This is a genomic window from Planktothrix sp. FACHB-1355, from assembly GCF_014748295.1.
Taxonomy (GTDB): Bacteria; Cyanobacteriota; Cyanobacteriia; order Cyanobacteriales; family Aerosakkonemataceae; genus Aerosakkonema; species Aerosakkonema funiforme_A.
Map to the genome: position 1 here is coordinate 1 of NZ_JACJUP010001012.1, position 2,640 is coordinate 2,640.

The 2,640-nt window shown below is 49.4% G+C and carries 4 protein-coding genes; 2 read left to right on the top strand and 2 right to left on the bottom strand.

Going from position 1 to position 2,640, the window contains the following annotated elements; genetic code table 11:
• Nucleotides 1-135: 135 nt before the first annotated feature.
• A complete protein-coding gene (locus H6S82_RS28270) occupies nt 136-1,095 on the bottom strand; it encodes an isoaspartyl peptidase/L-asparaginase (RefSeq protein ID WP_190461053.1) in 960 nt (319 codons plus the stop codon).
• Nucleotides 1,096-1,133: 38 nt separating this feature from the next.
• On the bottom strand, nt 1,134-1,280 hold the full coding sequence (locus tag H6S82_RS28275; RefSeq protein WP_190461055.1) for a DUF2256 domain-containing protein: 147 nt from the start codon (nt 1,278-1,280) through the stop codon (nt 1,134-1,136).
• A gap of 59 nt (nt 1,281-1,339) precedes the next feature.
• Between H6S82_RS28275 and H6S82_RS28280 the strand changes: the two genes are divergently transcribed.
• Entirely contained in the window at nt 1,340-2,119 is a 780-nt protein-coding gene (locus H6S82_RS28280) for an RNA methyltransferase (protein ID WP_190461057.1), read from the top strand.
• 125 nt (nt 2,120-2,244) lie between these two features.
• Nucleotides 2,245-2,640: hypothetical protein (locus tag H6S82_RS28285; protein WP_191057110.1), on the top strand; the 396-nt coding region annotated here is incomplete at its 3' end.

Below are 2,640 nucleotides of genomic sequence, written 5' to 3' on the forward strand. Positions count from 1 at the left end.
CCCGGTTGGCAGTTAAAAACGAGTCAAGACACAGAGTAAGTCTAGACGATCGAACATTTACCCAAATATAGAAAAGTTGGTAGATATTAATCTGCCAACTTTTCACTTAACAAAAGCGTGTTGTTGTGGTAAGATTTAAGACACAAAACCTGTTAGTTCATTGCCAGTCCATTCCAGTGTATCTCCCATCTGTTCCCCAGTATGATAGGCGGCAAGAAGAACTTCGCTAGTTTTGCCCCAAGCGATCGCACCCGTAGCATCAAGACCGATCGCACCTAAATCTCGCCCGCGATCGCGCGATTCCGTAAAACTGCGATTTATTGCCGCTGCCAAAGACATCCCATCCGTCACTCGCACCACAATTCGCGCCGCCAGACACTCATCGATAATGTCTTCCCCAATACCAGTACAGCTAATACCTGCAAAAGCATTCGCATAATTCCCAGCAGGCATCGCCGAATCACTGACCCGACCAATTCGTTCAAATCCCTTGCCACCAGTCGAAGTACCAGCTGCCAAGCAACCCTGACTGTCCAAAACTACCACCCCAATAGTACCGCGTCCGGCGCTACTTTCCGCCACCAATTCTTTTTCAGCTACCACCCCAGCCATTTCCTTGACAAAATTCTCATCCCGTTCCAACATCCACTCCTTCAAGCGAATATCCGTCAAAGGATTGTAGATCGGAACTTGCAACTCCCGCACCAACTCAGCCGATCCGCAATCCGACAGCACGCGATCGGGAGAAGATTGTAAAAATTGCGCCAGAAAAATCGGATTTTGCACTCGCGCTACATTGATTACACCGCTGAAACGCTGCGCCGCCCCATCCATCAACGAAGCGCTCATCCGAATTTGACCGTCAGATTGCAACACAGAACCCGTCCCCGCATTAAAGCGAGGGTCGTCCTCCAATAACTGGCAACCCCGAATCACCGCTGCACTGGCACTTGCTCCCGCCAACAGCATCGGATAAACTTCCTCTAATACCTGATAAAGTGATTTGCGTACTGCCTCAACACCTCCTTTCCCCTTCAGAGAGCTACCTGCACCACCGTGAATAATTAGCTTAGGTTGTACTTTGTCAGTTTTCATTTGTGAGTAGTCAGTTGTCAATTGTTAGTTGTTAGTTGTCAGTTGTTCCGGCGACGGCGACAACGTTCCGAGCAATACTTCACATCATCCCAGCAATCAGCCCATTTTTTCCGCCAAGCAAATGGACGCTGACAGACAGGACAAACTTTTGTGGGTAAATCCGATTTCAAGCGCTGGCGTGCCATGTTAAGTTAACGATACTATTGTTAATCAAATTTTACGGGAACCAAGTACAGACACACTAATGGAAGACACAGCCTTAGCGCAGGTGCGAATAGTGCTGGTGAGACCGATCGGCCCCTTAAACGTGGGTGCGGTCGCCCGCGTCATGAAAAATATGGGCCTGAGTCAGCTAGTATTGGTAGACCCTCAATGCGAGCATTTGGGGGAACAAGCTAGAACTATGGCACTTCATGCCGCAGACATATTGGAATCCGCGCAACTCTTCACCAGCTTGCCCGAAGCCTTGCAAAGCTGTGCCAGAGCGATCGCCACCACAGCACGCGATCGACGATTATCCCTGCATCTGGAAGCACCCCGCACCGCCTTACCCTGGCTGCTAGAAGGAAGGCCATCGGCCTTAATTTTTGGCCCCGAAGACCGAGGCTTGAGCAACGACGATTTAAAATATGCCCAGCGATTTATACGCATTGCTTCCAGCGATGCCTATCCCTCATTAAACTTGGCGCAGGCAGTCGGCATTTGCTGTTACGAACTTTACCAATCGATCGGAGAAGGAGAAAGGGATATCACCCCCCAACCTTTTGCTGAGGAAAATAGCGCAAGCTTGGAAATGTTAGAGCAGTACTATCAGCAACTAGAATCAGTCCTATTGAAAATAGGTTATCTTTATCCCCATACAGCTACATCGCGGATGGCCAAATTTCGGCTGCTGTTTAATCGCGCCCAGCCATCTACAACAGAAGTGGCTATGCTGCGAGGCATTCTCAGCCAGATAGAATGGGCCTTATCTACCCGTTCTGCAAGTGTGTCAAATGCCCCTTTACCTTCAGAAAAATCTTAAAAGTCAGTCATAGCTTCCCTGATAAGAATACATCTGTGATGTAGTACAGTTTTTTGGGTCTAGTATCGCGTAGCAGGATATCTGCTATCTGCAATCCGAAGTTAACTTTCTAAGAGGTGTCATCCGTGGCAGCGTCCGAGAAGGGCCATCCTCGTCGCCGGCGGCGACGGCAGCTTAAACAACAGCAAGTGCCTAATTGGCAGGAAATAGCCCGGACACCAACCGATCGGTCTGGGTTATCGAAACCCCGACAATCTATGGGAAGGGGTTCTTCTGCATCACAGCGTCGATCGCCCAGGACTCAAGGGCAAAGCCGCGATCGCTTGCACTGGTGGGAAAAACTGTTCGGTCAACCCGACCGCTCGCCAGCAACCCCAGCTAAAAAGCAGAAGGGAAGCAAGGTTGTCAGGAAGGGTAATATCTCCAATCTTTCCCTCAGACAAACAACCGCAAATGATGACTTGTGGGATGGCTTAAATATATTGCCGCCCAAGTCACCGGATCGAAATAGGTTTGGTTTA